A 25,463-nucleotide genomic window follows, 5' to 3' on the forward strand; every position below is an offset into this window, starting at 1 on the left:
CTATCAGCTTAATAGCGATGTGGCGCTCTTTTATTATTCCTTAATTGCATAGTTTGTTACGACATTTGCTTGTTGTTCAAGATCAGTGAAGACGATTTCACCGTCCATGATGGTCATTTTCACTTTTGTTTCAGGTATTTTCTCAAGCGGAACAGCAAAGAGGTCACGGTCGAGAACAACAATATCAGCAAGCTTGCCTGATTCCAATGTTCCTAGCTCTTTCTCTCGATGCACGCTGTAAGCTGCCCCTTTTGTATAAGCCCGAAGTGCCTCTGCAATCCCAATCCGTTCTTGTGCATTCCATGTGTCTTTCCCGGTGTAATCGACTCTTGTGACTGCATGGAAAACTTGTAGAATAGGGCTCAACGGTGCGATCGGAAAATCCGTTCCGAAAGCCAGAGCTGCGCCCGCATCCTGCAATGACTTACAAGTGTAGAGATAAGGGAATTTTTCCTCCTTCACACGGGATGTAATACTGGTTCTCGGCATCAAAGCAAGATGAGAAGGCTGTATGGATGCAATGACACCAAGCTCTTTAAAACGTGGAAGATCATTCGGGTTAATGACTTCGACGTGCTCTAAAGCATGTCGGGAATCCCGCTGTCCATTTATTTCTTGTGCCTCTTCAAACGCATCTAATCCTAACTGAACCGCTCCATCCCCAATCGCATGGAAGCGAATTTGAAAACCCTCTCGGTCTGCTTCTGCTACCCAAGACTTGATCATTTCCGGCGAAAAGGCGACATGCCCCTTCGTTTCTGGTTTATCAAGGTAGGGATCAAGCATGTAAGCAGTATATCCAGTAATAACACCATCAATATATTGTTTTAGTCCTGCTAATCTTAGTTTATCTGAATTAAATCTATTCCGTAGTTGTTTCACCCGATTTAGATCTCCATTCAAAGCAGGATAAAAATGGATACGAGTGGTTAGACGGCCGGCTTCATCAAATTCCCCGAAGGTATCAAAACTTTCCAGCTTTTCAAGAGCACGCTGGGCGTACAAATCGTTCACGGAAGTGATTCCTTCTCTTTTAGCCTGCTGAAGAAATCCATTCAACAGCTCATACTGTCTTTCTTTAGAAAAAGCAAGTGCGATATCCGCTACCAAAGCAACCGCTGTTTCAATTAACACACCTGACGGTTCCCCTTGTTCGTCCTTCAAAATAGTTCCAAAAGGAGGATTCTCTGTTTGGCGAGTTATTCTGGCAATTTCTAAAGCTTTACTGTTTACCCAGGCATAGTGTCCTTCAGCATGAAAAAGCAGAACTGGACGATCAGGGATAACCTGATCTAGGGAGAAACGGCTAGGAAACCCTTTCTTCTCCCAATTTCCGCTATCCCATCCATTACCGATAACCCAATCGTCATTTGGTCTCTTATCCGCAAATTCCTTCGCCATCTTTGCTGCCTCTTCTTCAGATGCCGCTTCCCCTAAATCAACACTAAAGTTGCTAAAAAGACTGCCAAGCATCACATGCAGATGAGCATCATGGAACCCTGGGAGAATTAGTTGGTTATGGAAGTCATACTGCTTTGTTTCTTTCCCCGCATAAGACTTGCTCTCTTCAATCGAACATACAGCGATAATCTGATTTCCTTGAATGACGATTGCTGCCTCTTCCGGATGATCAGCAAGGCCGGTAAATACTTTATTTCCTGTTAGGATCAAATCTGCATTCATTTCATATCTTTCCTTTCTTTATATAGAAGATTAGAGATTTTCTACAGAATCCATTTGGATTTCTGGAGGTCTTTGTTTAAACGCTTTCGTTATCACCATTAAATAAACCAATCCAATACAAAACCACACGATGCCCAATGTCAGAGAATAGGAAGCAAGATTACAAAGAAGCCAAACATCCGAAACCATTCCAACAATCGGGAACAGCAGGTATTGAATTGTTCCAGTAATGGAACGTTCCTTTCGTCGCAAATAAAAGTGAGCGATCACGGATAGATTAACGCAAGTGAAAGCGAGAAGAGCACCAAAGTTGATCAGCGAAGTAGCGGTTGCCATATTAATAAATAAGGAAGCCAAACTAATCGCACTAACAATTAACAGATTGTTAAAGGGTGTTTTATATTTTGGATGAATAAAGCCGAAAATTCTTTTTGGCAATACACCATCCCGGCCCATTGAATAAAGTAAACGTCCCACACTTGCCTGAGAAACCATTGCTGATCCGAAACAGCCAATAGAAATCATCACGATAAACAACGAGGCCAAAAAGCTCCCGCCCACAGACTGAATGATCACGTATGATGCGGAATCGGGATCACTAAACGAGGCATAATTCGGATAGACAATCTGCGCTAAGTATGCAACTAGCGTAAAGATAGCTCCGCCTGAAAAAGTAATAATCAGAATGGCCTTGGGCAGAACTTTTGTGGGGTTCTTAACTTCTTCCGCGAATGTAGTAATTGAATCAAATCCTAAAAAAGAGAAACATAGAATCGATGCACCCGCTATGACTGCAGAAAATCCTGCTTCAGGCTGATAAAATGGTGTCAATGTAAACAAGGAGAAAGCGCCTTCATTTGTAACCATATATTTGATAGAAAAAAAGCAAAATAAAATAATAAATAAAGCAGAAAAAGCATTGATAAGAAAATTGACTTTGGTGGCTAGTTTGACTCCTCTCACATTCACAAATGTAACTAGGATAATCATCCCCAAAATCCAAATAAACTTAGGAACACCTGGTATAGCGGCATGCAAAAATGTACCAAAAATCAAATAATTGACCATCGGAAGAAGTAAATAGTCAACCAGAATACTCCATCCTACCAAAAAACCAGCAAACGGAGAGATGGATTTCTGCACATACGTATAAGCAGAACCAGCTACTGGATAAGCGGAGGCCATTTTGCCATAACTTAATGCTGTAAAAAACATTGCAACCAATGCTAAAATGTAAGCAGAAGGAACCATACCGTGGGTTAGTTTTGCTGCTATTCCATATGTACTAAATACCGTTCCAAGCGCCATAAAGGATATTCCAAACATAATAAGTGGTAACAACGTAAGTGAGCGTTCCATGTGTGTGTTTTCCAAATTAAAATCCCTTCCTTGTAATAAGTTTTGCTAATGTTAAATTAAGATAATAGTTAAAATCTTTATCCTCCTTTATTGAGCGAATTGGCTGAAATTTTAAACATCTCGAATAAATACTAAAAGATTGTCTATGGTGGAGGTCAATCTGTATTTTTAAATAAATTTACGAAAAGCATGGAGTATACTCCAGGAAAGAAGTGAAAGATGAGAATTAGTTCATTTGCTAAAAAATTCAATGTATCTATTGATACGATTCGCTACTATATGAATCTTGGATTGCTTATACCTGTAAAAACAGGGACATATTATGATTTTGATCAAACATGTGAAGACGATATGAAAATCATTACTGAATTAAAATCGTTTGAATTTACATTAAATGAAATCAGGGAAATCATTGATTTAAAAAGGATTACATTGCTGCGTGACCATGAAGATTTGGCTCTCTACATGCAAATGCTTGAACGAAAAAAAGAAGAAATCTCCTTTGAAATTTCTAAACTTTACTCGACGATACAAGAAATTGATCAGAAAATTGATGCCGTTCGCCAAAAGGAAACCAGCAAACCAGGAACGGGTTTTTCTTTGTCGTTTATCCCTTTTCTGCGTTGCCCTGTTTGTTCCGGTTCTTTTCAATTTCAAAACGCACTGATTCATAATGATTCGATTATCGATGCCTCTATTCATTGTACATGCGGCTATCATGCAGAAATTCATAAAAGCATATTGTATGCTCCTGACCTTGATGACTCCACTCAAAATAGCGCATACTTGTATGAGCAAAAAACGGTAAAAGAAATGAGCCCTGAACTCGTCAAAGTGATTGAGAAATGCAGTCTCTTCACTTATCAAAAACTGAAAAATGTCGATTTAGAAAATAAAGTTGTTATGGAACCTTGCATTGATACCTTTGTATTTCTGCCAAAGTATTTACATCTGTTATCAGAAAATGCCTATTACATCTTTTGCGGCAGTAAACAAGAAATGGTCGAGAAGCTGAAGGCGAAAATTGACTCAATCAATCCAGCTTTGAAAGTCCTTTATATTGTCAACTCGTCTCTTCATTTGCCATTGGCAAATAAGAGCATTGATTATCTCATTGATAGCATTTCCTTCAACGACTATGCACTATTTAATCATGTGTTCCCTCTTGCAAAGCTCACAAATCTTTGTAAAAAAGATGCCACAATTATTGGATGCCTCGCTTATTATAAACAAGGCGCAAAATCTATACGTAAAATGAAGGAACTCTATCCGAGTGCCTATCTTAAAAACTTTGAAAAGGATTTTATCAAAGCTAATATCGATAACTATCAATTTCAGCTAACAGAGACTCTTTCAATCGGAGAGGTAAAAAAGCCGGGGATCTATATTGAGCATCATGTTGAGGAAGAAAGTATGATTTTCGAAGGGTACATCGCGAAAGAGGAGAACCACAGAGAATGAGAAATGGAATAATTTTTTGTTTAACATCCTATTTTCTAATGTTTACAATTTTAGTTGCGAGGCAATAGCGATATGAAGTGGTTGTAGTCGTCTCTTTACAAGCACAAGAAACGGGGTCCCTAATCAAATGGGACCCACCCAACTACCTGATTCACTATCAACTTGGTAACTCTAGTCTTTCTTGCAATCTTTTTGCCACTTCTTAATCAATGAATCTGTATGAATTTTTAGTGTGTTATATGCATCCTCGGATATCACCCTATTTTTTTTATGCTTGTCAAGCAACTCGTTAAACTTTTGCATGTGCTTGACCACTCTTTCTGCTGCTTCTCGCTTTTCCAAACGTACCGCTTGATCCAAATGGGCCTGCAAGGAACGGGCAGCACCATGGTTGGAAATTTCCCCATCTTTTTTGAATTGCTCAACAAGAGTTTTTATATAGGATGCGTTAATAAGCGTGGGATGACGGAACACTTCTTTCCCTTCGAACAAAGTCAGCAAAACTTTCGCTTCGCCAATTGTCGTTACAGGAATCTCAAAGAGATTTTTGTCCAAAACAACCAAGTCCGCTTTTTTCCCCACCTCTATAGAGCCTCTTTCATCTTCTTGGAAAATCAAATGGGCTCCGTTAATTCTATAGCTTGTAATCATCTCATCGAGAGTAGCTTTTTCCTTAGGCCATGCTACTTTATTTAGATCGGCTTCAGTGGTTGTGTCCGGATCTAATCTTGTTATCCCTACTTCTAATCCCGTTAAAGGATACATATCTCTTTTAAAAGTATCTGTTGAAGGAAAATCACTCGATGAAGCAACGGGTATTCCGGCTTCAAAATAGCTATTCAATCGATTAAGGTTCTTCAGCTGCTCACCACTCACACCCTGATACCAGCCTTTACCAAACCATGCAGGCTGAGGAGCAGGTATGACTCCCAAATTCTTAAACCGGGTAACATCATCTTCTTTAACCCAGTCTATATGGGTAATCACATGACGGGAATCTCTTTTACCGTTTGCTTCAGCCGCGTATTCAAAAGCACTTAAAGCATTATGAGATGGGTAAAATCCCTGATCGCCAATCGCATGGATATAGACGCGAAAACCTTCTTTATCCAAAGCAGCTACGGTCTCCTCTAAAACATCTTGATCCCAAACCAGTTTGTGTTCACCGACACCGTCAGCAAATATTTTAATGGTATCTATCTTGTACGATTTTCCTTGATATTTGTCGCGTAATTCTTTTAATCTTCCAATCTGTTCCGTTCCTTTGTTTTCATCAGCCCATAAACCTAAATCGTATCTTACAGTCAATTTTCTCTCATTATCCAGATCTTCAAATGCTTTAAGCAGATTTTCGGTTGGATAGTGAATCGGTACAAATGTCGAAGTGATTCCATCTTCAGCAGCTATTTTTTGCCAAGTTAGGATCGTCTCTTTATATTGCTGTACTGTAAAATCTGGTTGAGGAAGAGCGTTAATCACAAGGTTTTGGGCGGAAAATTCATGCAAAATCCCTGTAGGCTCTCCTGTTTTAGGATCACGTTCAATAGTTCCTCCCTGCGGATCAGGGGTATTTTCATCTATCCCTGCCATCTCTAGTGCCTTTGAGTTGACCAATATACTATGGTGACTATTTGCAATGAAGACAGCAGGTATATCAGGGACAACTTGATCGAGCAATTCTTTAGGAGTGACCCCTCTGGATTCACTATCGCGTTTAATTTCATCCCAGCCTACACCGCGTAATTGTTTAATATTGGGATGTCCCTTTAAATAATCCTTGATAGCCTGTTGACGTTCTTCCACAGTGGTATAAGGATTAAGACTCAGCCAAAAAAGACTTTCCGCCATAAGGTACGCATGGTTATGGCTGTCGATAAATCCAGGCATAAGCATTTTTCCCTTTAAGTTCATCACTTTAGTATTGTTGCCTTTGAAAGCTGCAACCCCCTTGTTATCACCAACATAGAGAATCTTGTCATCCTTAATCGCAACCGCTTCCGCCCAACTTCGATCTTTACCAACTGTATACACATCGCCATTTTTAAAAATCAAATCAGCCGCTTGATTCGAATGTTTCTTCGCTAACGTACTCCCTGTAAATACCGAATTAAAAAGTAGCACTATCAATAGAAGAAATAAATATTTTTTTATCATAATCAAACCCTTTCAATTGATTTTAAACTTTTACTGTTTCCCCTTAAAAATCAATCTATTTTACTTCATACTGCTTACAATGGATATTCATGGTCTTTCTCTTCTTCATCATCCGCATTCTAGTTATAAATTTGTTACTAGACTTTTACTACCGAAAACAGAAGAAATTTAATGATCCAAGGCATTTGATGAATCCGATCTTTACTTCAAGGACAAAACCTTCTTATGGATTACTTCCATAAAAAGGTTTTAAAAGTTTCTCTGCTTAATGTATGCGCATACATTATTCTTAATATTCAGATATATGGAAGCGGTATCTTTCCACTTTGTTATTTAGCCACTGTATCCTCCTGAGATAATGGGTGATCTACATGAGTATTCACTGCTTGATTTCTGCGTAAGAATGTAACAGAGATAAAAGAAACGACGGAAAGAATAGCAATAAAACTAGCGAGAGGAACCCAAGAATTATGATAAGCACTTAACAAAACAGTCGCAATCATCGGAGCTGTTCCTCCAAACAATGCGGAACCTGCTTGATAGCCAAGTGTTATTCCCGTGTATCCAACATTCGTGCTAAACATTTCGGTGAACATTGTTCCAATAATACTTGCAATGGCAGACCACAGAATTCCTAAACCAATAATTGAAACGGTATATGCCCAAAAGATTGATTGTGTTGATAATAAATAATAGTATGGAAAAGAGAATAGAGCAATCCCTGCTGCCCCTATCATAAAAACGCGCTTACGGCCGATTATGTCAGATAATTTCCCCATGATTGGGATGCACAATGTTGTAACAACTGTTGCGATCGTAATGATATTTAATGCTGTAGTCCTTGAGAAACCAATATTATCTGTAGCATAAGAAATAAAAAATGTTGTGAAAATATAGAATGGACCCACTTCTACACATTTTGCTCCTAATGAAATTAAGACAGCTTTCCAATGATATCGCAATGTCTCAAAAAGAGGAACTTTTACAACATTACCTTTTTGTTTTTCTTCACTGAATGCTGATGTTTCCTCAATTCCGCGCCGTATCCAGAGACCCGTAATGACTAAAACCGCACTTAGTAAAAAAGGAATTCTCCATCCCCATGATAGAAATTGTTCTTCTGGAAGTAAACTCACTAATGAAACAGCAGTTGTTCCGAGCAGCATGCCAAGAGGGATTCCCATTGCAGGGAAGCTTCCATAAAAGCCCCGTTTTTCTTTCGGTGCATTTTCAACTGCTAGGAGAACAGCTCCCCCCCATTCCCCTCCAACAGCAATTCCTTGAAGCAGCCGTAAAGATACAAGCAAAATGGGTGCTAAAATTCCGATTGCATGATAAGTTGGTAGCAATCCAATACATACTGTTGAAACTCCCATTAAAAGAAGTGAGATGACAAGGGTATTTTTTCTGCCGAATTTATCGCCCATATGACTAAAAACGAGACCGCCAAGGGGGCGGATAAAAAATGTTACTCCAAAAGAAGCATAAGCTAGTAATAAGCTGACAAATGGATCATGACTAGGAAAAAACAGTTTATTAAATACGAGTGCAGCTACCGTGCCATAAAGAAAGAAATCGTAAAATTCAATTGTACTACCTACTAAACTAGCGAATAATACTTTCCGGGAACTTACGGTTGATTTTTCTTTTCCCATTATTTTCATTCCTCCAACTATTTTCTTTTTATGGGTAAATTCATATCTACTGATCTGTTTAATTAACTCCATATACATTCCTTAGTTTAAATAGAGATCGTGTCGGTATAAGCTACTTTATTGAGAAATTTGACTGTAAGTTCTTTTTGACTCCCTTCTTTCAACCACTCTAGTTTACTGCTGCTCAGTTCATATCTACCTTCATGAGCGCTGTCACATTTAAAAAAACCTTGAATGGTTCTATATCCATTTGTTAGTTCGGCTTTATATAAACCTCGTTTGGGTAAAACATACTTCCCTTGAATATGAAACTCACTATTATTCAGCTTCTTTCTTGTACACAAATCCGTTGGAAAATGAGCAATTCCATTAATTTCATAATGTTTCCCCAAGTAATACGGTACGAGGTGAACCTTTCCATCACTTATTAGTTCTCTTATTAACGTTGAACTTATTTTGTTGTCATTCGTTGTCCTTTTTGGAATTACAGTAACTTCAAAGGGATTATTCATGCTGGCATTTCGTAAATAATCTACATTGCCCTGAGCTTTATAACCAAAGGTAAAGTCAAAACCTGCAACAATATGGGTAGCGTTGAGATCTAACACGTATCGATTAATGAATTCACTTGCAGGAAGGGACGCAAAAGGTAGGGTGAATTTCATCACAAAAATTCTTTCTACACCAAAACTAGATAGCTTTTCAAGTTTGGAAGACAGCGGGGTTAAATATCTTCTACTCGTTTCACATTTAATAATCTCACTTGGATGAGGGTCAAAGGTCATAACAGTAAATTTTAGATTTTTCTTTTTGGCGATGTTCTTTGCTTGCTGTAATAAATATTGGTGACCTAAATGAACACCATCAAAAAACCCTAAAGCCATGACATGAGGTTCTTGAATACGAAACGATTTATCCAGTTGGTGTGTTAAATGTAGAATTTCCAATATGCCTCACCTTTCCTACAATATAATTGAGATAATTTATCACTGTTGTTGTTCATTTTCTATTAATCAATATTTTTTCATAAGTTCATAGAATTCTTTTGTTAAAATTTATACTTTCCATTGACTAGAAAAAGCAACATAGACTTGGATCGACTGGTCAATAATAAAAAGAAGACTACTCCGCTTTTGAACTCTGTATGGTGTATACACAAAAATATAAGGAAAAGTAATTCTTCATTCATTAAAGAGAGTCGAAAGGCTTCTCGTTCTTTATGTCACGAGAAGCCTTTTGTAATGATGGATTCATCTATGAATGTTAGCTTTTATCCATTCAAAACGTTTACCTATTTATTGGTCTTTAGAGTAATAACGAACTTCAAAAATCTTACAGCCATCTGGAGATTTCCACGGTCCATGCTCCATTCCAGGAGGACGGCACGCCACCATTCCTGCTGTAAACTCTTCATTTAAACGTAAATCGATTAGCGATCCTTCAATAATGTATAACTCTTCCCAAAAATCATGGATTTGTACTCCATTAGGAGAAGTATCCGTCCCTGGAGCATTATGAAGAATTCTTGTCGCTACTCCTGTAGCAGGGTCAGAAGCAATGATTCTTTCAGAAAGACCTTCAACCTTACTAAAAGGCTTCACTTCAAAAGTGTGATAATCAACAAATTCGTGTTCTTCTTTTTTCTGATCTGCATAATAGCGAACTTCAAAAATTTTACAGCCATTTGGTGATTTCCATGGTCCATGCTCCATTCCTGGAGGACGGCACGCCACCATTCCTGCTGTAAATTCTTCATTTAAACGCAAATCGATTAACGATCCTTCGATAATGTATAATTCTTCCCAAAAATCATGGATTTGTACTCCATCTGGGGATGTATCAGTCCCTGCCCTCAGTTCAAGAATACGAGTTGCTACATCAGTGCCTGGAATCTGTGCAATAATTCGTTGGGATGCACCTTCTACAGTTTTTGAAGGAACAGCCTCAAACGTTTTATAATCCACAAATTCAAGTTCTGGTTTTCTAACAATTTCTATTTCCGATTTTCCCATGTCATACTACCTCCGCATCTGTCAAAATATGAACCTGATAATTTAATTGGATTTTGTTGTCTGTTAAGCGATCGTATAATTCTGCTGAAAATGCTTCCCCATAAATAAACTCACCACTTTTAATGGGAAGGGTTCCACAAAATACAACCATATCCTCACTGTGATATCCACGTTCCTCTATAATTTTAAGCAATTCTTTAGGATTCAAGAATTCTCCGAGTTTTCCAGTTTGGTACTCTTTTTTAACCCCATCAACAATCATCCAACTTCTCATTTCGATGTCATCCCAGCGATCTTCTACGTCCTCTAAAGGCCAAAATTGTGTTGAGATAGGCTTACTGCACACTTGTTTGGATTTCTGGATGGATACTGTTTCAAGCTCACGGTCCGTATGATCGCTTCCAAGCCCTAAATACCATTTTCCTTTCACACTCATAATGATCGCTTCCGCTTCTCCACTGCTACTTTCTTGAATAACCGAAATAGACGGACTTGTTGTAATAAGATTTGTTGAAAGATCGTAAATCATTGGAATTTGCGGAGGGGCCGGAACGCCGATCTCTTTCAATTCATCAATATGCTTTTTTACAGATTCTTGATCTTTTCCTGTGTAACCCGCAATAAGTAATCGTTTAGGATCTGCCGCAATGGTTCTCCCATGAACGTTAATGTTTATCAAATGAATTCCTCCTGTCTATCCAAGACCCGATGCTTCAAGTTAGGAAATACATCACGAATATAAGCGATCTGAGATGGGTCAATTTCTGTTTTTACAATAGTCTCTTCATCTCCTCCAGCAGCCACAACAATTCCCCATGGATCAACCACTTGACTGTGACCACCTAAAAGGACGCCCTGAGTATTACCGACACAATTGCTTGAGATCAAGAAACACTGGTTTTCTAATGCTCGAGCGGAATTGAATATTTTCCAATGCTCCAATCTTCCATGTGGCCATGCAGAGGTAACAAGCAGTAACTCTGCTCCTAAATCTACTTGTGCACGATACAATTCAGGAAATCGTAAATCATAGCAAGTTGATAAGCCTACTTTCCCAAATTCAGTATCTACTACAGCTGTTTCATTGCCTCTTGTCAATATTTGCCCCTCTTTTGAACCATAACGAAATAAATGCATTTTTCGATAGGTTCCTATTAATGCCCCATCAGGAGAAAATAGAACACTGGTATTGTAGTATTTTCCATTATTTTTTTCTATGAAGCTACCTGCAAATATATAGGACTGAATCTCTTTCGCCTTTGAGGAGAACCGTTGCACAAAATTCCCATTTAACTCTTCTGATTCGTCAATATAACTATCAAATGCAAAGTATCCTGTTGCCCACGTTTCAGGTAAAACGATCAGATCTTGCCCTTTTAATTCATCAATCATTGATTCTACACGACCTATACGATCATTTTTAGATTCGCTGTCTTTGATCTCTAATTGTATTGATGCGATTTTCATTTTTTTCAACATCCTTTTATCTATATTTCCTAAACTGGTTCCTCCACATGAGAGGGAAGAGAATAACTTTCTAAAAATTTATCCACCATTTGAACGGGCTCATCATATCCGTAATTTCTAAATGAATAGCCTTTTGTAACGAAAGGTGCGCCGTTATAGAACAATTCATACTGTTGATGTCTCCCTCCGAATTCTGAACCAATGATATCCCACACTAACTTAAACAACTTAATTTTCTCCTCAGCTCCAACTCCCGTAGAACGAATATATTGATACATATCATCTTTCGTTTCAGGATTGATGAGTTCTTTGTATGAAGATGGTAATTGTAATACACCTCCACCGCATAATTCTCTTAAAATTCTAATAACAGAAGCATAAATAGTCTCCTGTTGACCGACTACACCATAAAGGAAACGCGGGTCCGGACGTGCCACACCGTTTTTGTCAATGACACAATTATATTCAGAAGCTAAAAGATTACCTTCTACAGAAGCTGCAATAGAGGCCAGTTCTCCTAACTTCTCTTGGACAGAAGGGATTTTATCTATTCCATTCATAGCCGTAACTTTTCGAGCAGCACCAATCAAAAATTTTAATTTATTGCTAAATCTTATTTGCGCCTGATTATTTCCTAATACGTGAGCTGGTGTTTCATGGAACTGTGCCCTTAAGATATCTATATTTTTGTAAACAAAAATGTCTTTCCATGGGATAAAGACGTCGTCAAAAACAACCAATGAATCACTTTCATCAAAACGAGAGGATAATGGGTAATCAAATGTACTCGGTGATTTTTCAGCATAACTAGGTCTTGCATAAAATTTTAATCCCTTTGCATGGATTGGCAGTACAAAAGACAAAGCATAATCTTCATCACCAGGCCGAAGTGGAGTAAGACAACTTACAAATAAGTAATCTGATACGGCTGATGCTGTACCGAGCATTTGGGAACCTCGAACAACAATACCATCCTCTCTTTCTTCGTATACTCCCACTGGGAGGAATTTATCTTCCAGCTCATGAGCCGCTTTACTTCGATCAATTTGTGGGGGAATAATGACGTATGTTACATATAGATCCTCATCCCGTACATGTTTGTAAAAATTCAAAACATTATTTCCGTAACCTTCTCCTCCGCGATCAAACACTTCGGGTGAACTAGCAAATGCAGCCAAAAAGCTGGCAACATGATCGGGACTTCTTCCGACAAATCCACAAGTCGCTTCCGACCATTTAGAAATCGCCAATCTTCTCTCTTTTAGTTCTTCCCGGCTCTTTGGAATCATATAAATTTTGTTTGCTAAAGATCCATCTTCAGTCTTATATATCATCTCTTGAGACTCATCTGATGCTAAATCATATAAACCTGCAATGGTATGGGCAATTCCTTTAAAAGCTGGATGGGTCGTTACATCTTGAACTCGTTCTCCATTTATGTAGATTGCTCTATCATCTTTCAATGCCTGTAAATATTCTTTGCCTGTTCTAACCATAATTAATTCCTCCCCATATGTGGAATAAACAGATGTAAAAAGATAAGAAAAAACTACCAGTGAGTTAACTACTTTTATGTGTTCTGTATTATGTGTTGTGTATACATTGATTTGTTTAAATATTTAAAACTTTATAGCTATAAAAAAGGCCTGAAACGCAAGCGCTTTCATTGCTAATAAAATGTAGTATCACTTATAACTCACTACTTAATACCTGAACAATTCTTCCAAACTTTTATCGTTTAAACGTTTTCATTATTCAAATATTTCATCCATTAAATAGTGGTAAACTACCTTAGCACCCCCCTTCAAAACATTTGTTAAAGAATCAAGAATTATCAATAACAATTAATGTTTCTTTCGTTTTTTCTAAATGGTTTAAAATCATTTGTGAAGCCAGTTCAGGATTTTCTTCCTCTAAAGCTTGAATAATCTGTTTATGTTCCATTAAAACGTTTTTCATTCTTCCTTGCTTACTGACTGCTTTCAACCCCATAAGCTGAGTAAGATTATGAAGGTTGTTCAAAACTTGCTCTATTATAGTAAAGTTTGCTAATCTTGTCAGCGAGAGATGAAACTCATGGTCTAGCTCAACAAACCTAACAGCATCATCATTTTGCAATGCTTCTTCTTGTTGCTCCAAAATTAATTTTAGTGACCTCAACTGCTCAGGTGATGTAATTACTTTTATTAACTTTTTTACAGCCTCCACTTCAATAGCACTTCTTAGTAAAAAGACTTCCTCCTGCTCCTCTTGTGTAAGCTTTCTTACCGTCATTCCCTTCCTTGGAATAGAAACAAGCAGTCCTTCCTTTACCAAGTCTTGGATAGCTGCCCTTACCGGCGTTCTTGAAGTATTCAACGTTTCTGCTAATTGAACTTCTGTAAAGATTTCTTCACTAGTAATACCACCAAATAAAATTGCTTTCTTAATTTGCTTATAAACTTTGTCTTGTGTCGTTTTTTCCTTCGCAATTGGTTTTAATTGAACCCCTTCCATATCAATCCATCCTTTTTGATAAGTCTTTACCATATGAATAATTTGAATTTATATGAATGGTTTAAACTCTATATGTTTTATGTGTACATAATACAATTAAACGGCTATGTAAGTCAAATATATTTTTTATTTTTTTCTGAAATTTCAAATCAATCCATCGTATTCGAATCATTATAAAGTAAATACACCCAATCACAGAAAATTGTTATCGATGATTTGAAAAAATTTTTATACATAATTGTGGGTTTCTTCTATTGTTTGTTTCGTTCGGGTTTTCAATAGAATAAAACGCCCGCATACTTAATATGCGGGCGTTTTATTAATAAAAAAATACCTGTTTCCTTTTTCTAATACCTCACAGCAAAGAAGCATTAAAGGAATTCTACTGCCGAGGAACAACATTTTGCAGAAACATTAAAATTGCTTCGCTGCTGTTACTGCTCTATGAATTCCTTCTTCAATAATTTCCTCCATTTTATCAGGGAACTGGTTATGTCCTTCTACAATAACCGTCGTGATATCTGTCACACCCCAGAAGCCTAAAGCGGTTGTGATGAACTTAACAGCCATTTCAACAGATTGAGATGGGCCTTCAGAATAGACGCCTCCTCGCGCATTTAAGAGAGCAACCTTTTTCCCTTGAAGCAAACCGATCGGGCCTTCCGGTGTGTAACGGAATGTTTTTCCCGCTTGGCTTAAATAGTCAACGTAAGTATGCAGCACAGCAGGAACCGTGAAATTCCACAGTGGGAAAGCAAATACTACTTTGTCAGCGGAAAGAAATTGATCGACGTATTGATTCACAAGATCAGCTGCTTCTTTTTCTTCCTTTGTTAATTCAAGACCGCGTCCAAGTTTGAACATGCCATTAATTTTATCTGTATCATAATATGGCAGATTTTCTTTAAAAAGATCGAGTTCTATAATCTCATCCTCTGGATGTGACTCCTTATAACTATTAAGAAACGCCTCATAAAGCTTCACACTAACTGCTTGCTCAGCTGGACGTGAATTGGCTTTGACGAAAAGAACCTTGGTCATAATAAATCTCCTCACTGTCTGTTTTGATTTGAGTCAGTTGTTATAGCAACTTTTTGAGAAAAGAAGCGCTCGTGTCCTACTGGACATTCAAACACATCTTTGAAAGGATTCTCCTAACTTCCGTAAGCTCTTCCTTTGAAATTCCCTTGCATATTAGTTCATTGAATTCCTCAGCAATAGGAACTACGTGATTACCGAGTTCTTTTCCTTCATTAGTAAGATACACTCTCAAGGAACGCCTGTCTTGTTCATTGCTGATCCTTCGAATGAGTCCTTTTTGTTCCAGATTAAAAACCATGCGGGCAATGTTCGTCTTATCTTTATTTAATTTTTCAGCAATCTCATTTTGATTTAGACCATCTTCTTCCCAAAGAAGCATCATAATCAAGTTTTGTTCAGGCGCAATGTTAAAGGGACTTAATTTTTGTTTCACATAACTCGTAAGGGTTAAGTCTGTCTGGTGAATGAAAATACTAATGTAATCATGTAAAGCTAACTTCATATAGATTACCCCCATAAAGTTGCTGTAACAACTATTGCTACAACAACATTATAGCGCAGATCCTAAAGCTGTCAAATTAATTTTACTTTTGGATTGGTCTTTTAGTACATCAGAGCCTTTTTACGAATAGACATTTATAGGTATTTAACAAATTCAGCAATTGGTTTCCGATATCCCCTTGGCTTTCTGCTGCTGACCTTTTCTTTCCCAATAGTGATCATTAATACGGGTTCATATTGATCTGAAATACTTAACACTCTCTTTAATTGTTCTGGATCAAAACCAATCATCGGACAAGTGTCCCATCCTTTACTTTTAGCCGCTAGCATAAATAACATAGCCGACAAGGAAGCATTGCGAATCGCTTCATCCCGTTGGAAATGTTCTCCTCTCTTCTCATAAAGAGAAACTACATCCTCTATCTCATGATCGTATTCTTGCTTGCTTAGTATTCCAAGCATGAGTAACCCTTCATAGATTCTTCCTGCTTCTTTATAAGCATTTTTATCCCCTAAAACAACAATTACTGCTGAGGCAGTCCCCACTTTATATTGATTGTAAGCTGCTTGTTTTACCTCTTTTTTTAGCTCGGAGTTCATAACAACCAAATAATTTGTGTGCTGTAAATTAAAAGCAGAAGGACCCATTTTTACAAGCTCAAATATTTCGTTTACTTCTTTTTGGGTAATTGGATGATTGTCTAAAAAATTACTTGCTGACCGTCTTTCCCTGACTATTTGTTCAAATTGGTCCATCTTTATCCCCCTCAAATATATTCCTTGTGTTTTAGACGCTGTAGGCGGACGGTCCGTGAACCTCCTCCTGCGGAGTCTCATCAAGGCTCTCTTTTCGCTGCAATCAACGATTGAAAAAATAACATTCATCTGTAACAAAGCCTACTTTTCAACTGTATACTTCTTTATTACCGGCAGTATCTCTGTTGCAATTAGCTCAATATTTTTTGCCATTTTGTCAAATGGCACACCGCCAAAATCAGTCTACGCCATGAATCTTTGTTGCCCGTATAGTTCATCAATCAAGTGATAGCGTAAAAATTACTCAGGCGGTAATTCTTTTGTTTGACTGGATTTATGTACACGTGTTATGAGTGTGTACAATGTTTTCATTTCTTCCTCGGTTAATACATCGTCAAAAAATGACGACTGAAACGCCAGTTGAGCCGGCATTGCTTCTTCTAAAATTGCTTCACCCGTCTCCGTTAAGCTGATTGTTTTTGCTTTCCAATCTTGCTTGCGTACAATGTAGCCTTCTTTCTCAAGTCGCGAAAGCATACGAGAGATGCCACCTTGGGTCACGGTTGCTTTTTCAGCTAACTCCATTTGAGTGAGCGGCTGATAGACATGAATCTGCACGAGCACATCAAACTGTGCCGTTGTTAAATTAAATCGCTTTAAAAAGTCATTTGATAGCTGGTTACTTTGGTTTGTAAAACGCATCAAGCGTAACCAGATTAACGACCCCATGGTATTATTACGCATTCCGTTTTCCTCTCCATCCTTAGCCTCCTTATCACTTTACTATGCAAGTGATAAGAAATCAACCAAAAGTCTCGAATTCGAGATTTTAATCTTTTTTGTTATGCCAATAAAAACTTTCTTCCACTATAGAATACAAACTGCTCGTCCACTGTCTTGGAAAGAGCTTTATTTTAGACAAGCGACCTCAAGTGGTGCTGAACCAAAAAATAACTACATATATTTCGAATAAATATCCAAATGTAAAAAAGGAGGCATTCTGTGTTTATTTATGTAGTTAAGATCGGTGATTCATTATTTTCCATTGCCACAAAATATCAAGTGTCCATGGATAGTATACGTACAATAAACGGATTGAAAACCGATAGGTTAGTACCAGGACAAGATTTGCTTATTCCAACGGATATGTATATCGTTCAACCGGGTGATTCGTTATATTCTATTTCTCGAATGAGCTTCATCCCAATTGAAACAATACGTCTATATAACGGTCTGCAATCAGATGTTTTAATGATTGGAATGGGGCTATATCTGCCTCCCAGGCCTAAATACGAATCAGAAAATCTTAGCTATATAACGCCTTCTACACCAGAAAGAAATCGAATGATCGTTCAAGAGTTTTCACCAATCAATACCTACTTTGGAATTTTCGAGCATCATGTTCTGGAAGATGGAAGCTTGAGTCCTTTAGATGATCGGCAGTTAATTAGGCTATCAAGAGAGAATCATGTAGCACCTCTTGCGGTTATTACAAATTTAACTCCAACTGGATTTAGCCCTCAGCTAACAAGCCGAGTTTTGAACACTCCTGAAATCAGAGAGCGATTAATTAATAATATTTATAACCTGGTTAAAAGCAAAAACTATGCGGGTGTAAATATTGATTTTGAACAGGTGCGTGAAGGGGACAGAGATTTATACAGTGGCTTCCTGCGTTCGTTAAGTGAACGATTGCGACCCGAGGGATATTATACGTCAGCTGCGGTACCAGCTAAAACAAGCGATGCTATTCCCTGGCTAAAGGGATACGATTACGGGGGGATTGGCGCAGCTGTTGATTTTGTCTTTATTATGGCCTATGACTGGCACGAAGCAAGCAGTCCTCCTGGTCCTGTTGCGCCTATTAACGAGGTGAGACAAACAATCGATTATGCTCTTAACCACATGAGAAGAACTAAAATTATCCTTGGTGTTCCGCGTTATGGGTACAATTGGACAATGTCTAATGGAACGGTAGATAGCGCTCGGGCGATTTCTGTTTCTAGCGCAGTAGAAACGGCTATGAAATACCAAGTCCCTATCCAATATTCTACAGAATACCAGCAGCCTTTTTACCACTACCGAGACGAAATGGGTAAGCGGCATATTGTGTGGTTTGAAGACTCGAGAGCTCGTGCTCAAAAGCTTATGTTAGTTGTTAATTATCAGTTAAGAGGGATTGGCGCTTGGCAGTTAGGATTGCACTTTCCTCAATCGGCCGTCCTAGTGAAGGAATTCACCATTTCCAAAAAAATCATTTGATAAAAATACCTGCTTTGCAAAGAACGAAATTGGTCCATACTATTTACACAGATACTGATAGAAAAAATTGATCTTCCAAAATCACTATTCGTTGGAGTTGTTTATATGTGAAGACTACCAATTGCGATTTTTCACCAATGAAGCAGCAATTATCAAAAGGCATACAGCATATTACAAATGAGCTTCAGTATAGCTTAGAGGTGTTAGATAATGAAAATTACTGTCTTTTAAGCCAACTGGAGGACATTAAGAACAAATTTATTCAGATGGAATCTGTGGCTGCTTCCTTTTATTTAAACTGTTATTTGTCTGCTTTTACAGATAAGTATGCGGATCTATCCATTTGTGTTCAGCGGCTGTCCGATCGACGTCACGGTGCATTGATTGTTGTGCAACGGCGTGACCCTCTTGAGTCCTTCATTCAAAAAGGAACCATGGTAGGAGCTACTTTAACTCCTGCTTTATTAGAGGCCATCTTTTATCCCGGAAATCCTCTTCATGATGGGGCAGTGATTATTTATGAAAATCAAATTGTGTCAGCAGCTAATGTGCTGCCTCTAACAACTGCCGTTATAGGTGAAAAAAAGCTCGGTACCCGTCATCGTGCCGCACTCGGTTTAACAGAGCGGACGGATGCCCTTGTGCTAGTTGTATCAGAAGAGACCGGCAGAGTATCCTTTGCTTTAGATGGAAAGCTCCACCCTATTGTTACTGCTCAATCGCTACATTAATTTCTTTTCAACGCACTCTTTTTGGGAGTCGATATTCCTTCGCACAGGGAGTATCGGCTTTTTCATCTGAAAACGTCCTCTATACTCTATATTTTTTGTTAATATATTAACAATTCTACATATTGTATCCATTTTTTCCAACTTGTTATGTACAACCTTTTTATTATATTTTCCTAAAATATTATTTATAAATTACATATATTTTACTTATGCATAAATTATTTAAGAAAAATAAAAAAGGAGATAATCAACGTTATCTCCTTTTTAAAAACTTTTGTATAATAGTTTTTTCAACAATGGGAATATGACTTGCGGCAAATCATTCACGTCTGTTACAAATATACTGTACTTGCCATATATATTTTGTACAGTTGCCTTTTCTGATTCAGCAATTTCTCCATCCGCAAGAAACAGGTTAATTACCTCAATCCCTAGCTTTCTAGCTTCTAATACGGCTTCATGAGTATCGATAATGCCATTGCGGTCATAACTGTAAGCTGCCGGCTCTCCATCAGAGAAGATCAGCAGAAATTTCTGCTTTTCACTCCGTTGTATCATTCTCTCTTTAACAATCCGAATGGCAAATCCATCTCTGTTATCCTCTTCCGGTTTGAGTTGCAAAATTTCAGGTCCGCTCCCGGTTTGTAGAGAAGAACGGTAATCAATCACTGTATGAAAATAGTTAGGCTGAAGGTTGTCTGTTGCTTCATTCGTGTCTTCCCAAAAGCCAATGACCTCATGCGGCACTCTTACAGATTTTAATGCTTCATGAAAGAGAACGATCCCCTGTTTTGTTTGCTCCATTTTATCTTCCATGGAAGCCGAACAATCAACAAGAAGCGTAAAAGTAGCATCAATTTCTGTCGATGGCTCTTGCTTTTTATAAAATAGCCGCGGCTGGTCCTCTGTAAAAAAGCGCAAAAGCTTTTTATTTAACCTTCCCCTATGAAGATCGCTGCGCGGCTGAATTTTTTTGTGCTCCAATGTTTTTTCAATCATGTTTTTCAACTTTTTCTGTAGAGAAGCTATTTGTGACCTTTCGGCTTTGTATTTGCGTATTTCCTCTAAATGAGGAGGGTTTGCTTTCTTAAAAACCGGTACAGCAAAACGATTCTCTTTCCCAAAAACAGCTTGTCCGCTACTTTTCGCTTCTTTCTGCATTTGATCAGCTGAGAGGTGAGAAAAGTCTTTGCGGCTTGTTTTTCTGGCAGAGCCTTGCACCATAGCAAGCGCTTGATCGCCGTCTTCGCCTTCTCTCACTCCCTCGCCAGAAAGATCCGTTTTTGATCCTTGATCTAAGTCAAATTGCAAAAAACTGTCCCCCAGTTTGCTTGTTTCGCGGTGCCACGTCCGAAACTCTTCATCTATTACTTCTTCTTTGCCCGATTTCTCCTCTTCCAGCTTGTCATCGTTGACAAGCGGATCTTTTCTCTTTAACTCTTCATAGGTATCCCCTTTGACCTCTTGTGCACTAGAGAAATCCGGCAAATGGAAATATTGATTGAGCATGTCTCGATCCAACACTTCCTCCATCACTTCTACAATTCCTTGACTAATCTTTACAACCCCATCTGTTGAGCGTGCATCATAAAAATCCATAATCGACCGTTGGATAAACGGCATAGCGGCATCGATTCTATTATTCATAGATGGTGGCTGCATAGGAGACTCTGCGTGCAGCAACAAGTAATGTAAGTTAAATAAAGCATCCGTGAAAAGACTTTTAACCAGATTAGCATTTAACTGGGCATAGAAGTGCTGACGGTACATTTTTCTGCGGGCAGCAAAAGCTTGCTTCGTACCCGGCCGCTCTTTTTTACATATTTCTTCAAGGCGCATATCCTCTGCCAACACAACGAGCTGATTGGCAAAAGAAGCGACAGGAGAGTGTTTTGTCTGCTGTACAAATGCTCTGATCACCTGTTCGTCCGTGTGCTGCCAACTGCCGAGCGCACGCAAAAAGAGATCCGATTTGTACCCATGCCACTTATCCGCCTCTGGTCTGTGATTCCAAAAGTGGCTGACATACAGCTTTTTCTCTTGTTTGTTCACATAGGAATAGGGACTATATTCAATCTCCACTTCCGGCTCTCTCGTTAACGTTTTTGCCAAATCTGTTAATTGCATGAACAGGAAAGAGTCGATTGTTTCATCATTAAATTGGATAAACCGTTTCATGAATCCTCCTCATTCAAACAGTGTTTCAGCAATGTTTTTTACTGCTGCTTGTTCTCGTTCGTCTTCAAGCTTGTCAATAATTCCCCGTTGAACGGCCCGTAGCGGCGGCATAAATAAGGCTAAATCACACGTGTCGATCAGTGCCCGGATAGAAGCAGCTTCTTCAGAGATTTGTCCATTTTTCACTTGTGCAATCAAATCTTGGGATAAGACAGCAAAGCGCTGAATGAGCTTATCATCCTTCAATTGGCTTTCTGACTGGAGTACACGAATTAATGTTTCTCCACCAATATAGGGTACCTCTATGACGATAAAACGGTTTTTCAGCGCTTCATTTAATGGCACCGTCCCTACATACCCTTCATTGATCGCGGCAATAACACCGAAGGACGGTTCGGCCGTTATCACTTCTCCCGTAAAAGGATTGGTAATCATCCTCCGGTAATCCAACACACCATTAAGAAGCGGCAGCGTCTCCGGCTTGGCCATATTAATTTCATCGATATAAAGCAGATGCCCCTTTTTCATTGCTTTCACAACAGGGCCTGGCACAAACTCAATCGCATTCTTTCCCTCTCTCTCTATTATCGTTTTATAGCCAATCATGGCTTCTGCATCAAGATCCACAGAACAATTGATGCTATGCATCGGCTGTGAAAATATTGCCGACAATGTTTCAGCTAGCTTTGTCTTTCCAGATCCAGTCGGCCCTTTCAAAAGCACATTCTTACCTAAGGAAAGAGCGAGGACGGCATCAAACAAAATTGCTTCATCTTCCGGCTGGTATCCTTCTTTTCCAATCAGCCGTTTCTCTTCTGTATGTAAAAACATTTCTCTTCTCTCTGCTATTTTTCGCTCCACAGCAGGTGGCCATTCATTGATGAACAAATTAATCTTCCTCTCTACCATCATTTAAGTGATTTATCCCTATCATACATTTTCATTGACCTGACGTAAAACAGTTAGAACAATAAAAAAACTGACTGCCTTAGCAATCAGTCTTCATACTCATATATATACAGTCCTCTTCCTAGCTTACGCACCCGGTGATTCTCTCGCTCTAGTCCAACCATGAATGTCGTCATATTCGCAATTTTCTTCCCTGTTTCCCCTTCAATTTGGCGTTGAAGTTCAACTCCGCGAATCGGCGTATTCTGTTTTTTTAGTATAGTGACCGCTAACTGACGTAACTCTTCAAGGTTTTCACTGCGCCGCCCTCTTCGCTTTCTTTCTTTAGGCAAACCGCCAATTTTAGTAAGTGAGACAATCTCCTTAGAGGGCTCTGCTTTTACAGCTTCCATCATATCCAACTCTTTTAATCTCCGGAAAATCGCATCTCTCTCTTTTTGAAATTCCTGTATAATCCTTAGTTCTGAATTAGCCAATTGTTCCAGCCTGATCTTTAATGCAATTCTTTCATCAAACACCTAGTACTCCCCCTATAATGGACAAAAAACGTTATATTTATGTATAGAAAAGATGACCTACAAAATTACCAGTCTCTTCCCTGCCCATTATCTTAACAAAAAATCCCTGTAAATACTAGTTGTTCTTGTATTTTGTTTAAAAAGGGTGGCCCATTCGTTTTAATTATGTTCACTTTTATTGTTCAAAATAATCTTTATAAAAGCCTGATACCTTTCCTTTATCGTCTACAAGAAAATAAAATTCTTCCGTTTCATTTTTTACGTCGTACAGCTTCCCTGGTGTTAATCTATTTTTCACCATGTATTTCTTCGCATCTGTATGAAGACATTTCACTTTCTTGATTGTTTCTTTTTCTGTCCATTGAAGATGATTCATAACTTCTCCTTTCGATCACACGGTTATACTGATAGATCTATTTATATTTTTCTCCATTATCATACCATATTTAAAATTGAACTGGAAAGCTGTTTCATCAAACAAAGCTATCGCAAACAAGTTTACATAATAATGTTATAATAAATAAAAGCAAGCTACCCCATCGAAAGGGCTATCTAATTTTTTTAGGCACTGACTTTCGGATGAATTTGCCCATTTCTCTTTAAAAATCTAATCAGATTATGTATAATGACAGAAAATAAAGATAAATCTTTATTTCATTTTCTAAGCCACGGATATACTGACCTATTTCAAGGAGGTAATTTCATGAAAATCATGAGTAATGAAATGCTTGTAGCAGCCTATCGAGACGCAAAGAACAAAGGTCAAGACACAGATTGGATTAGAATGCTTCGAAACGAGGCGCAGAAGCGCGGCCTCAATGTGACGAAAAATTAACTAACTAAAAAAATGCCAGGTATGCCGTAAGTTGGCATACCTTTTTTATGCTACAAATAAAAAAACCAGCCATTCACGGCTGGTTTTTTCTTATTAACCTTCAAGAAGAAGATCTTCAGGATTTTCAAGTAAATCTTTTACCATTTTTAAGAAGCCAACTGCTTCTTTTCCATCGATTACTCTGTGGTCATAAGATAGAGCCACATACATCATTGGACGGTTTTCCATGCGGTCTTTATCGATAGCAACCGGACGAGTTTGAATAGTGTGCATGCCAAGGATACCTACTTGTGTACCATTAAGGATCGGTGTAGAAAGCAGGGAACCGAACACACCACCATTTGTAATCGTAAATGTTCCGCCTTGAAGATCACCAAGAGCTAGTTTGTTGTCACGAGCTTTTAGTGCAAGACCTAAAATATCGCTTTCGATTTCAGCGAAGTTTTTACGATCACAATCACGAACAACCGGTACAACAAGGCCTTCTTCAGTAGAAACGGCCACACCGATATCGTAAAATTTCTTCAATACGATTTCATTTCCATCAATTTCAGCATTTACATAAGGGAATTTCTTCAATGCAGCAACAACTGCTTTTGTGAAGAAAGACATAAATCCTAAGCGGACATCATGAGCTTCAAAGAATTTATCTTTTTTGCGTTTGCGCAGTTCCATGACAGCTGTCATATCAATTTCGTTAAATGTAGTCAGCATAGCTGTAGATTGCTTCACTTCTAGAAGACGGTTAGCAATCGTTTGACGGCGGCGAGACATTCTTTCACGAACAACAGGTTTGCTGTCATCTTGTTTTGGGGCAGCCGCTGGAGCAGCAGGCTTAGCTGCTGGTTGTTGTGGAGCTGCTGGTTTAGCTCCGTTAGCAGAATAAGATTCTACATCTTGTTTACGCACGCGGCCCATTGGATCCACTGTAGGCACTTCATTTAAATCAATGCCTTTTTCGCGAGCCATTTTACGGGCTGCTGGAGAAGCGATTGGGCGTTGCTTTGCATCTTGAGCTGCTGGAGCTTCTTTTACAACTTCTTGTGCTGGTTTAGCTTCCTCTTGCTGAGGAGCTGCCGCAGGTGCTGCTTCTTCAACAGGTGCCGGTGCTGCGCCATTTCCTTCACCTACAATAGCGATGACTTGACCAACCTCTACTGTATCGCCCTCTTCCGCTTTCAGCTCTTGAATAACACCCGCTTCTTCGGAAATTACTTCTACATTTACTTTATCTGTTTCAAGTTCAACAATGTATTCGCCTTTTTCAACTACATCTCCTGGTTTTTTCAACCATTGCGCAATTGTACCTTCTGTAATTGATTCTGCCAACTCTGGAACTTTAATTTCAGCCACTTTCGTGTCCTCCTCTAATATACATTCGTCTTATCTTGTTAGTTGTAATAAAAATATTTTATTTCAAAGCTGAACAGGCCGCAAAGACAGCC

General features: G+C 38.5%; 23 protein-coding genes and 1 pseudogene. 4 read left to right on the forward strand and 20 right to left on the reverse strand.

Annotated elements, in window-relative coordinates; all coding sequences use genetic code 11:
* Positions 1-33 precede the first annotated feature (33 nt).
* Both ACH0BF_RS15955 and ACH0BF_RS15960 read right to left on the reverse strand, forming a co-directional pair.
* Positions 34-1,683 carry an amidohydrolase gene (locus ACH0BF_RS15955; protein ID WP_406909671.1) on the reverse strand — a complete coding sequence of 550 codons (1,650 nt, stop codon included), beginning with the start codon at positions 1,681-1,683 and terminating at the stop codon, positions 34-36.
* 30 nt (positions 1,684-1,713) lie between these two features.
* Complete coding sequence (locus ACH0BF_RS15960) at positions 1,714-3,057, reverse strand: APC family permease (RefSeq protein ID WP_340854249.1); 1,344 nt, start codon at positions 3,055-3,057, stop codon at positions 1,714-1,716.
* 204 nt (positions 3,058-3,261) lie between these two features.
* Here ACH0BF_RS15960 and ACH0BF_RS15965 point away from each other — a divergent pair, with 204 nt between their 5' ends.
* Positions 3,262-4,503, forward strand: coding sequence for a MerR family transcriptional regulator (locus ACH0BF_RS15965; RefSeq protein WP_340854251.1), 1,242 nt, complete (start codon positions 3,262-3,264; stop codon positions 4,501-4,503).
* 171 nt (positions 4,504-4,674) lie between these two features.
* On the opposite strand, the gene ACH0BF_RS15970 is transcribed toward ACH0BF_RS15965, so the two are convergent.
* The 13 genes and pseudogenes from ACH0BF_RS15970 to ACH0BF_RS16030 all read right to left on the reverse strand — a co-directional run bounded on the left by ACH0BF_RS15970 (position 4,675) and on the right by ACH0BF_RS16030 (position 17,329).
* Positions 4,675-6,657 (reverse strand): amidohydrolase, encoded by a 1,983-nt coding sequence (locus tag ACH0BF_RS15970; RefSeq protein ID WP_406909672.1) that lies wholly within the window; start codon positions 6,655-6,657, stop codon positions 4,675-4,677.
* Between the two features lie 329 nt (positions 6,658-6,986).
* Positions 6,987-8,312, reverse strand: a complete 1,326-nt coding sequence (locus ACH0BF_RS15975; protein ID WP_340854254.1) for an MFS transporter — start codon at positions 8,310-8,312, stop codon at positions 6,987-6,989.
* Positions 8,313-8,398: 86 nt separating this feature from the next.
* Positions 8,399-9,259, reverse strand: a complete 861-nt coding sequence (locus tag ACH0BF_RS15980; protein WP_340854256.1) for an adenylyltransferase/cytidyltransferase family protein — start codon at positions 9,257-9,259, stop codon at positions 8,399-8,401.
* Between the two features lie 348 nt (positions 9,260-9,607).
* Entirely contained in the window at positions 9,608-10,324 is a 717-nt protein-coding gene (locus tag ACH0BF_RS15985) for a cupin domain-containing protein (protein ID WP_340854257.1), read from the reverse strand.
* A 1-nt stretch (position 10,325) separates the two neighbouring features.
* Positions 10,326-11,003, reverse strand: coding sequence for a DUF2848 family protein (locus ACH0BF_RS15990; protein ID WP_340854259.1), 678 nt, complete (start codon positions 11,001-11,003; stop codon positions 10,326-10,328).
* Complete coding sequence (locus ACH0BF_RS15995; RefSeq protein ID WP_340854261.1) at positions 11,000-11,791, reverse strand: carbon-nitrogen family hydrolase; 792 nt, start codon at positions 11,789-11,791, stop codon at positions 11,000-11,002. The genes ACH0BF_RS15990 and ACH0BF_RS15995 overlap by 4 nt, the downstream gene beginning before the upstream one ends.
* A gap of 29 nt (positions 11,792-11,820) precedes the next feature.
* A complete protein-coding gene (locus tag ACH0BF_RS16000; protein WP_340854262.1) occupies positions 11,821-13,287 on the reverse strand; it encodes a 4-hydroxyphenylacetate 3-hydroxylase family protein in 1,467 nt (488 codons plus the stop codon).
* Between the two features lie 328 nt (positions 13,288-13,615).
* Positions 13,616-14,287, reverse strand: a complete 672-nt coding sequence (locus tag ACH0BF_RS16005; protein WP_340854263.1) for a GntR family transcriptional regulator — start codon at positions 14,285-14,287, stop codon at positions 13,616-13,618.
* Between the two features lie 414 nt (positions 14,288-14,701).
* Positions 14,702-15,328 (reverse strand): FMN-dependent NADH-azoreductase, encoded by a 627-nt coding sequence (locus tag ACH0BF_RS16010; protein WP_340854264.1) that lies wholly within the window; start codon positions 15,326-15,328, stop codon positions 14,702-14,704.
* Between the two features lie 76 nt (positions 15,329-15,404).
* Entirely contained in the window at positions 15,405-15,830 is a 426-nt protein-coding gene (locus tag ACH0BF_RS16015; RefSeq protein ID WP_120031076.1) for a MarR family winged helix-turn-helix transcriptional regulator, read from the reverse strand.
* A 134-nt stretch (positions 15,831-15,964) separates the two neighbouring features.
* Complete coding sequence (locus ACH0BF_RS16020; protein ID WP_406909673.1) at positions 15,965-16,585, reverse strand: nitroreductase family protein; 621 nt, start codon at positions 16,583-16,585, stop codon at positions 15,965-15,967.
* A gap of 141 nt (positions 16,586-16,726) precedes the next feature.
* Positions 16,727-16,861, reverse strand: a pseudogene (locus ACH0BF_RS16025) (LLM class flavin-dependent oxidoreductase); the annotation flags it as partial.
* Between the two features lie 24 nt (positions 16,862-16,885).
* Complete coding sequence (locus ACH0BF_RS16030) at positions 16,886-17,329, reverse strand: MarR family winged helix-turn-helix transcriptional regulator (protein ID WP_120031074.1); 444 nt, start codon at positions 17,327-17,329, stop codon at positions 16,886-16,888.
* Between the two features lie 258 nt (positions 17,330-17,587).
* On the opposite strand from ACH0BF_RS16030, the gene ACH0BF_RS16035 reads away from it, so the two are divergent.
* Positions 17,588-18,847: a glycosyl hydrolase family 18 protein gene (locus ACH0BF_RS16035; RefSeq protein WP_406909674.1), complete on the forward strand. Its 1,260-nt coding sequence runs from the start codon at positions 17,588-17,590 to the stop codon at positions 18,845-18,847.
* A 107-nt stretch (positions 18,848-18,954) separates the two neighbouring features.
* The gene (gene cdaS / locus ACH0BF_RS16040) at positions 18,955-19,578 is read left to right on the forward strand and encodes a sporulation-specific diadenylate cyclase CdaS (protein WP_120031072.1); all 624 of its coding nucleotides are present in this window, start codon (positions 18,955-18,957) and stop codon (positions 19,576-19,578) included.
* 264 nt (positions 19,579-19,842) lie between these two features.
* Here the strand turns inward: cdaS and ACH0BF_RS16045 are convergent, their stop codons facing one another.
* The 4 genes from ACH0BF_RS16045 to ACH0BF_RS16060 form a co-directional block, all read right to left on the reverse strand.
* The gene (locus tag ACH0BF_RS16045; protein ID WP_340854267.1) at positions 19,843-21,756 is read right to left on the reverse strand and encodes a vWA domain-containing protein; all 1,914 of its coding nucleotides are present in this window, start codon (positions 21,754-21,756) and stop codon (positions 19,843-19,845) included.
* Positions 21,757-21,765: 9 nt separating this feature from the next.
* Positions 21,766-22,587: an ATP-binding protein gene (locus ACH0BF_RS16050; protein WP_259455758.1), complete on the reverse strand. Its 822-nt coding sequence runs from the start codon at positions 22,585-22,587 to the stop codon at positions 21,766-21,768.
* Positions 22,588-22,751: 164 nt separating this feature from the next.
* A complete protein-coding gene (locus ACH0BF_RS16055) occupies positions 22,752-23,183 on the reverse strand; it encodes a Rok-like winged helix domain-containing protein (RefSeq protein WP_120031066.1) in 432 nt (143 codons plus the stop codon).
* A 175-nt stretch (positions 23,184-23,358) separates the two neighbouring features.
* Positions 23,359-23,559 (reverse strand): DUF6501 family protein, encoded by a 201-nt coding sequence (locus ACH0BF_RS16060; protein ID WP_120031064.1) that lies wholly within the window; start codon positions 23,557-23,559, stop codon positions 23,359-23,361.
* Between the two features lie 327 nt (positions 23,560-23,886).
* Between ACH0BF_RS16060 and sda the strand changes: the two genes are divergently transcribed.
* Positions 23,887-24,018 (forward strand): sporulation histidine kinase inhibitor Sda, encoded by a 132-nt coding sequence (gene sda / locus ACH0BF_RS16065; RefSeq protein WP_120031062.1) that lies wholly within the window; start codon positions 23,887-23,889, stop codon positions 24,016-24,018.
* 93 nt (positions 24,019-24,111) lie between these two features.
* Here the strand turns inward: sda and odhB are convergent, their stop codons facing one another.
* Entirely contained in the window at positions 24,112-25,371 is a 1,260-nt protein-coding gene (gene odhB, locus ACH0BF_RS16070) for a 2-oxoglutarate dehydrogenase complex dihydrolipoyllysine-residue succinyltransferase (protein WP_120031060.1), read from the reverse strand.
* Positions 25,372-25,463 lie beyond the last annotated feature (92 nt).

Origin of the sequence: Pseudobacillus sp. 179-B 2D1 NHS, assembly GCF_045370945.1 — a bacterium.
Taxonomy (GTDB): Bacteria; Bacillota; Bacilli; order Bacillales; family Domibacillaceae; genus Pseudobacillus.

Bases quoted from the DNA above. Each gene is read 5' to 3' on its own strand.
- ACH0BF_RS16045 (WP_340854267.1), bottom strand. From the start codon at position 21,756: ATGAAACGGTTTATCCAATTTAATGATGAAACAATCGACTCTTTCCTG.
- ACH0BF_RS16000 (WP_340854262.1), bottom strand. From the start codon at position 13,287: ATGGTTAGAACAGGCAAAGAATATTTACAGGCATTGAAAGATGATAGA.
- ACH0BF_RS16010 (WP_340854264.1), bottom strand. From the start codon at position 15,328: ATGACCAAGGTTCTTTTCGTCAAAGCCAATTCACGTCCAGCTGAGCAA.
- ACH0BF_RS16030 (WP_120031074.1), bottom strand. From the start codon at position 17,329: ATGCGTAATAATACCATGGGGTCGTTAATCTGGTTACGCTTGATGCGT.
- sda (WP_120031062.1), top strand. From the start codon at position 23,887: ATGAAAATCATGAGTAATGAAATGCTTGTAGCAGCCTATCGAGACGCA.
- ACH0BF_RS15985 (WP_340854257.1), bottom strand. From the start codon at position 10,324: ATGGGAAAATCGGAAATAGAAATTGTTAGAAAACCAGAACTTGAATTT.
- ACH0BF_RS15995 (WP_340854261.1), bottom strand. From the start codon at position 11,791: ATGAAAATCGCATCAATACAATTAGAGATCAAAGACAGCGAATCTAAA.
- ACH0BF_RS16015 (WP_120031076.1), bottom strand. From the start codon at position 15,830: ATGAAGTTAGCTTTACATGATTACATTAGTATTTTCATTCACCAGACA.
- ACH0BF_RS15955 (WP_406909671.1), bottom strand. From the start codon at position 1,683: ATGAATGCAGATTTGATCCTAACAGGAAATAAAGTATTTACCGGCCTT.
- ACH0BF_RS16020 (WP_406909673.1), bottom strand. From the start codon at position 16,585: ATGGACCAATTTGAACAAATAGTCAGGGAAAGACGGTCAGCAAGTAAT.
- ACH0BF_RS15970 (WP_406909672.1), bottom strand. From the start codon at position 6,657: ATGATAAAAAAATATTTATTTCTTCTATTGATAGTGCTACTTTTTAAT.
- ACH0BF_RS15975 (WP_340854254.1), bottom strand. From the start codon at position 8,312: ATGGGAAAAGAAAAATCAACCGTAAGTTCCCGGAAAGTATTATTCGCT.
- ACH0BF_RS16050 (WP_259455758.1), bottom strand. From the start codon at position 22,587: ATGTTTTTACATACAGAAGAGAAACGGCTGATTGGAAAAGAAGGATAC.
- ACH0BF_RS16060 (WP_120031064.1), bottom strand. From the start codon at position 23,559: ATGAATCATCTTCAATGGACAGAAAAAGAAACAATCAAGAAAGTGAAA.
- ACH0BF_RS16005 (WP_340854263.1), bottom strand. From the start codon at position 14,287: ATGGAAGGGGTTCAATTAAAACCAATTGCGAAGGAAAAAACGACACAA.
- ACH0BF_RS15965 (WP_340854251.1), top strand. From the start codon at position 3,262: ATGAGAATTAGTTCATTTGCTAAAAAATTCAATGTATCTATTGATACG.